A 5,887-nucleotide genomic window follows, 5' to 3' on the forward strand; every position below is an offset into this window, starting at 1 on the left:
ACTTGTACCATAACATATCCTATCATACAATTGAAGAGGTTTTGAGACAGCCTCTAGAACGGGGAGCGAAAGCCCTTCGATACTCTCAGGATAAACTCCGGATCTGCTTGTGCCAGATTGCTTCGTCGCTGACGTTACTCCTCCATCGGCTCACGCCGACGGAGGACCAAATATGTCTCATCCAGTGACATAAAAGCATCCAGGAGGTCCTTCGGCGTTGCCTCAGGATGAAAAATACCCTACCCTGTCTATCGACAGTGTGGCTCTTTTTCAGCTGGACCTATTTGGCTCGCAATGACATGAAAGGGAATCACGAACTCACCACGTGATCTGTTACAGGTGGTGCAGGGTGAGGAAAGTTCCCAATTTCCCAGTTTCATAATTTCGTGTTTTAGGGGATGATCAGGGAGGAAGGGCACTGTCAGAAGGGTACGCCGAAGTGTTTCCTGGTCAGTCCCTTGGCAAAGAGGCTGAGGAAATCGCCCATCTTTTCCTCCTGCACAAGCCGAGCAAAGTCGGCTTCAACCGCCAGTACGTGCTCATCTGGAGCATGAAGAAAATCGAATCTGCTTTTCTCCCACACGAAAAAGCAGAGGTTCTTGTAGTGCGGTTTCACCTCATATTTGGTGCCGGGCGCCCTGGAGAAAAGTTCCCTTTCAATAGAAAGGAATATGAGCTCAACAGCCTCAGCCGCATCGTCTCTTGAGTATCTGCCAAGGTCAGGCTCGATGTCCAATTTCGAAGTCGAATACTGATGAGTGGCGCCGTCCAGTGTCGCCTTGTGTCCAAGTCTTACTATTGAAACCGGCCTTCCCGGCGAAACTGAGGCTGGAACCATGAAATCCGCAGGGTAGGCCAAACTCGGTATCGCTCGCTGCTTGCCATGAAAACTCACTTCTGTTCTGAACATCCAGAAAGGAACATAGATAGCACCCTCAGCGGGCTTCTCTTCCGACTTCTCCCACAAACAGGGAACCACAGTAAGCTTCCCGGCCTGTGGTTGCAGTATCGCCTGGCAACTCTTGCACGAGAAGAAGACAGCATCACCGCCGCCTCTTACTTCGTGCGCTCCACAATGAGGACATGTAAGAGAAACGAGCTGTGCTTGCTGACCTTTCAAAACTTCCCTCGCAATGTGAATACGTGCCCTGCTAAGAGTATCCCTCACGCCACTCTTCCGCAAACTCCCTCAAGGTGCTGCGGACCCCTTCCAGCATCCCCGCGTACTCCGGCAGGAGATCAACTCTCCTTGAATCTTCAATCCGAACCTCTCGCCCATAGCGAAGCGCTGTCAGGCCACTCTGGAATAGCTGCGTGAAGAGAATAACACCAAAGACGATCAACGGAGCTATAATGATGGGAAGGGCGAAACCAATCAATGGATCAGATCTCATGGTCGGTGAGATGAGGCTCGTAGCCAGAAACCCTCCCAGCGCTGATACCAGTATGAGTGGACCAAGTCTGGCCGCAAGGTTTGCTGGAAACCTTCCGGATATGATGAGCCCTCTTCTCCCATTCACCACCACCTGATAAAGTCTTCCCCTGTAAGAGTACTTGATCAACCAGAACGGGTAGTATATGAGCGAGGCAGAAGTCCTGATTCGTTTTATCCTCTGGAAGAAGACTGAACCCAACCCTCTCCCTCCGGTCTTTCCGAGCACTCTCCTCTTGGTCAATTGCAGAATATCTTCCTTTGGTATGGTCACATCATACACAGTCCCCTCTCTTTGCGCCTTTCTGGGTTCATAAAGCACCTGTTCTGCCAGATCGTGGGGTTCCATGTGGACTGAAGTGAACCTCAGCCCTCCTGTACTGCATGCAGGCACAGTCACCTCTGCAGCCCGAGTTATCACCTGGGGACGCACGCCCGGTCGGAACCTCCAGCCAGAGTATCCTTCCCTGACCTTCCAGAAAGGCACGAAGATGGGTGTTATCTCTTTCAGCTGTCCTCGCTGGGGAATGTCCTGGGCCGTTTCTCTTTTTCTAAAGTATCGAAGAACCACCTTCTTCGCGTCAACTTCGGACAAGTCAAAAGGAATGATCGAGCGAACAGTTCCTTTGATTCCAGTCAAGAAATGCTTCCCACCACAGTAGGAGCAGTTCACTATCCGCTCATTCTCTTTTATGTCAATTCCTGCACCGCATGATGGGCAGTTCAACGCTATGGTTTCTTGCTCATCCATACTTGTCAACCACTACCTTTCCGACAAGGAACACTATAGGGACAAGAACAGCAAATGACCCTATTCTCCACCACACGTTTGGCGAGGCGAGCCCAGCCACTATGAACAATGCTAAAGACCCATAGCCCAGTGAGAGATATGCAGCTCTTAGTTGCTTCAATGGTGCCGCAGGAATCACGTTGGCATAGACGGCTCCCCCAGTTCCTTCCACAACAACTGTGTAGATCGCCGGGTCAGTTCCATAGGTGTATGCAACAGTCCACAAGGGAAGATGTATGAGCGATGAAGAGACCAGACGGTCTGGAGAAGTATTCGTGGCCGTCACAACCTTTTCCAGTGAAACATCGTGCAAGAACTGAGCTTCGACCAGGTTGGATTGGCCCAATTCCTTCGCTGAGAATGGCAAGAGATCAACGAGAGGCAACTCTATCCTGTTTATCTCCTCTACCTCTGAGCTGTTTGCCGGTGTGAGGTGGTTTTCACTGCCGCCGAACTGGAAATACCAGAAAGGGAAGTAGATCAAACTAGTCGATACTATGGTAACATCTTCATGCAGCTCATTGCCTGCAAGCCACGCGGATAGAATTGACATCAGGTCTTTCTTGACCACCTTCAGGGGAACGTAGTAGTGCTGGAGGCTCCTTCCTTCCTGGATGTAAAGAGTGGAACGGCAGAAAGGGCAACTATAGAATCTGTCGTCTTTGTCTGGACTGATCTTTGCTCCGCATTGTATGCATTCTGTGTCCAATTTGATTCACCCTCTCTTCTGCCCTGAGTGCTACCGTGATGCGCGTGCGACTGATTGCGCCGAACTTCAATTATATAATAGAGACGTTGAAATAACAATGGTGGAATCAGGCGTCACGGCCTGAGCCATTTTGTTGCATCGTTCTGAATCAGACTGTTCCACTGTGCACATTTTTGAGTGATCCGCCCTGGCAGAAGAGATCGCCCGCATTCCAGTACGCCTCAGAATAGCAAGACGTTAGCTCAGATTCAGCTGGCCCTGCCCCATGCGGCACAGACTTTGCTTAAATAAGATGATGAAAAGCTTAGCCGCATAGGAGGACATTGAATGGCAACCGCAACTCCCATAGAAACTCTCGAAAAAGACATCCCAACAAATCAAGGCTTCGAGCCACGCGATGAAATCGAGAGATTACTGAAGAAACTGACTGCTAAATGGGATGAAGAAGACTTTTTCGATATGCTTCCGTAGCATATCCTGAACACCTAAAGGAGGTACTCAAAGCCAAGCGGCGGGATTGCACGATCCCGCCGTCCCTCATTTTGGCCCATCTACACACAAAACACGAAATTAGGAAACTACGAAATTGGGAAATTGAAACCAACAACCACAGATTGTACGCAATCCAAAAGTTTATACCTGTCACCATGTCATGTCACGGGGGAGTGTTGGGCAATTTCTCAGTTTCTGAGTTTCTCAATTTCTGGTGTTGGTGAAGCAGGGAAGTTGAGAGACCGGTGGTAGCTCTTGACAAGGCAGGGGTGGGCATAGTAAGCTTTGAGTTAGGGGGTGAGACTCATGGCAAGAAAGGACAAAGGAGAGAAGAAGACCAAGAGGAAACCGAAGATGACCATAAAGGAAAGAAGGAAGCACAAGAAAGAGAAGAAACTGAAATGAAGCAAAAACAGGAGAATAGTTGGATCTCATAGAAGCAATCAAGAACCGGAGGAGTGTCAGAGCGTTTAATAAAGAAGACGTGCCCACACAGGTAATTGAGAAGATCCTCGAGTGCGGGAACCTGGCTCCTTCAGCCGGTAATCTGCAGCCCCGAGACTTCGTGGTTGTGAGGAACTCCAAAACCAAAAAGAGGCTGGCAGACGCCGCTTTTGACCAGGAGTTCGTAGCTGAGGCACCTGTGGTAATAGTTGTATGCGCAAACATGGACCGCTCCAAACCCTATGGCAGGCGCGGGGAAACCCTCTACTCCATACAGGACGCCACGGCTGCCATTCAAAATATGCTTCTGGCAGTCCACGCAGAGGGACTGGGGGCATGCTGGGTAGGGGCGTTTGACGAAAGCCAGGCATCCAGAATATTGGAACTTCCCAGCAATGTGAGGCCGATCGCTCTCATCCCTGTCGGTCACCCTGACGGGAGCCCGCAAGACAGAGGAAGGATGCCGATCTCGCGCCTCACCCACATGGAGAAATGGTAGGTACCCCACTTATCTTTTGCGTGAGGCAACAAGACATCAATCCCTTCCATTTAGACCCATCCTCTGAGTTAAAAGGTATGAAGTCCAGTGTGTCGTCTGGCGTACCGTTTGCTCCGGAAGGGATGACCCATTCAGTGTATCGTGTTAAATCATAGTCTGTTAAGGGCATTTGCTCCTAGAACAATATGGTGGGTGCTCTCACTTCCCGCAGCATTTCTTGTACTTTTTCCCACTACCACATGGGCAAGGGTCGTTTCTGCCAACCTTGCTCGCAGATACCTTCTGAGGCGCTTTTGCTCCTCGCTTTCTTGGTAGGAAATCAATGCGTTCACACGAGGGGATCCTGAAAGTGAAAACGGTTTTGCCTTTGAGATTGGATACTGCAAAATCGCCTGCACCAATCACATCCATGCCTACCAGAACATCCACGCCGCCAGCGAGTTCTCCTTCGGTTACTCTCAGTTGCGAAAATGCCACCTCCATTGGAAGATAGAGGTTCACGAGATAGACATTGGTCATCTTCTGGCCCCCGGCATGATGAACCAGAACCATTCCAACTGGCTTCAATCCACACTGGCGGGCGACCCTGCTTGAGACAACTGAGCCGGTGGCTCCCGTGTCCCAGACGCCAAAAAACTGTGTTGATTTCGGGCGCGTCCTTCTGGTTCGAGGGTCAAATGCTGGCGAGATGCGAACTGGAGTGACTAGGACATTAAGCCGTCCATCAGCCTCTATGGTGAAGCAACGCGCCTCAACTGACATGCCCAATTCCTACTTAAATGATACCCTTGAGTGGTAGGTCTGAGTGTAGCTCTTACTTCCTGGCTCACATTTCTGTATCAGAAAAGTCCCAAGCTCGTGCTCCTTGGTTGTTTCCTTTATGGCTTCTAGCTCAGAGTCATATTCCCCAATGACCTTGCGGTTCTTTATCACGATGAATTTGCCATTGTACTGCTTGACAAGTTCGTCTTGGTGTTTGATGTAATACTTGAATTCCTTTTCGAGTGGCTTGTCCATGTGAGCCTCCAGGTTCCTAGCCTAAATGGTCATTTTCGGAATTTCACACCCCGAGCACTACCCATACACCTTTCTAACATTCTCACTCCTACTATACTTGCCTAGCCCCCAAAAGTCAATTGTCTTTTCTGCTCCCATAGGACCAGAGCATCCTTTGTCCCATACCCACCCGCCAGTCCTTGCTCGTGACCTCACCCTGGATGAATACCCGCTCTCCAAAGGTAATGTCTGCCCTCACAAAAGCATCCAGCGGATAGAGAGCTCCCAGGACGAGCCGCCGGTCCCACCAGGACTTGCGACACTTGAAGAAAACCCTACCGAACCCTGGTCATCTCCACAGTTCCATGCTCTTTCCCGATGCCAACCAGGCAGAAGTAGACTCCAGGGGGAACCGGGACTCCACCATCTTCAAGCCCATCCCAGACGATTTCGAAAGTATAGCTGGTCCGTGTATGGGGTCAGGACATGGGTTACACATGTACCGGGACATAGGTAACACTTTTT

General features: G+C 50.2%; 6 protein-coding genes. 1 reads left to right on the plus strand and 5 read right to left on the minus strand.

Going from position 1 to position 5,887, the window contains the following annotated elements; all coding sequences use genetic code 11:
• Window positions 1–421: 421 nt before the first annotated feature.
• Genes E3J62_08815 through E3J62_08825 form a run of 3 tightly spaced genes read right to left on the minus strand, consistent with a single transcriptional unit; the run spans window position 422 to window position 2,931 of the window.
• On the minus strand, window positions 422–1,183 hold the full coding sequence (locus E3J62_08815) for a hypothetical protein (GenBank protein ID TET44993.1): 762 nt from the start codon (window positions 1,181–1,183) through the stop codon (window positions 422–424).
• Window positions 1,152–2,183 carry a hypothetical protein gene (locus tag E3J62_08820; protein ID TET44994.1) on the minus strand — a complete coding sequence of 344 codons (1,032 nt, stop codon included), beginning with the start codon at window positions 2,181–2,183 and terminating at the stop codon, window positions 1,152–1,154. Before E3J62_08820 ends, E3J62_08815 begins: the two co-directional genes overlap by 32 nt.
• Window positions 2,176–2,931 carry a hypothetical protein gene (locus E3J62_08825; GenBank protein ID TET44995.1) on the minus strand — a complete coding sequence of 252 codons (756 nt, stop codon included), beginning with the start codon at window positions 2,929–2,931 and terminating at the stop codon, window positions 2,176–2,178. Before E3J62_08825 ends, E3J62_08820 begins: the two co-directional genes overlap by 8 nt.
• Before the next feature lie 916 nt (window positions 2,932–3,847).
• Between E3J62_08825 and E3J62_08830 the strand changes: the two genes are divergently transcribed.
• The gene (locus E3J62_08830; GenBank protein ID TET44996.1) at window positions 3,848–4,366 is read left to right on the plus strand and encodes a nitroreductase family protein; all 519 of its coding nucleotides are present in this window, start codon (window positions 3,848–3,850) and stop codon (window positions 4,364–4,366) included.
• A 198-nt stretch (window positions 4,367–4,564) separates the two neighbouring features.
• On the opposite strand, the gene E3J62_08835 is transcribed toward E3J62_08830, so the two are convergent.
• The gene (locus E3J62_08835; protein TET44997.1) at window positions 4,565–5,128 is read right to left on the minus strand and encodes a hypothetical protein; all 564 of its coding nucleotides are present in this window, start codon (window positions 5,126–5,128) and stop codon (window positions 4,565–4,567) included.
• Between the two features lie 9 nt (window positions 5,129–5,137).
• Complete coding sequence (locus tag E3J62_08840) at window positions 5,138–5,383, minus strand: hypothetical protein (protein ID TET44998.1); 246 nt, start codon at window positions 5,381–5,383, stop codon at window positions 5,138–5,140.
• Between the last annotated feature and the right edge of the window lie 504 nt (window positions 5,384–5,887).

The organism is candidate division TA06 bacterium, assembly GCA_004376575.1.
GTDB lineage: Bacteria > Hydrothermota > DG-26 > E44-bin18 > E44-bin18 > E44-bin18.

Excerpts from the sequence above, each read along its gene's own strand:
- E3J62_08835 (TET44997.1), bottom strand. The coding sequence starts at position 5,128 with ATGTCAGTTGAGGCGCGTTGCTTCACCATAGAGGCTGATGGACGGCTT.
- E3J62_08820 (TET44994.1), bottom strand. The coding sequence starts at position 2,183 with ATGGATGAGCAAGAAACCATAGCGTTGAACTGCCCATCATGCGGTGCA.
- E3J62_08840 (TET44998.1), bottom strand. The coding sequence starts at position 5,383 with ATGGACAAGCCACTCGAAAAGGAATTCAAGTATTACATCAAACACCAA.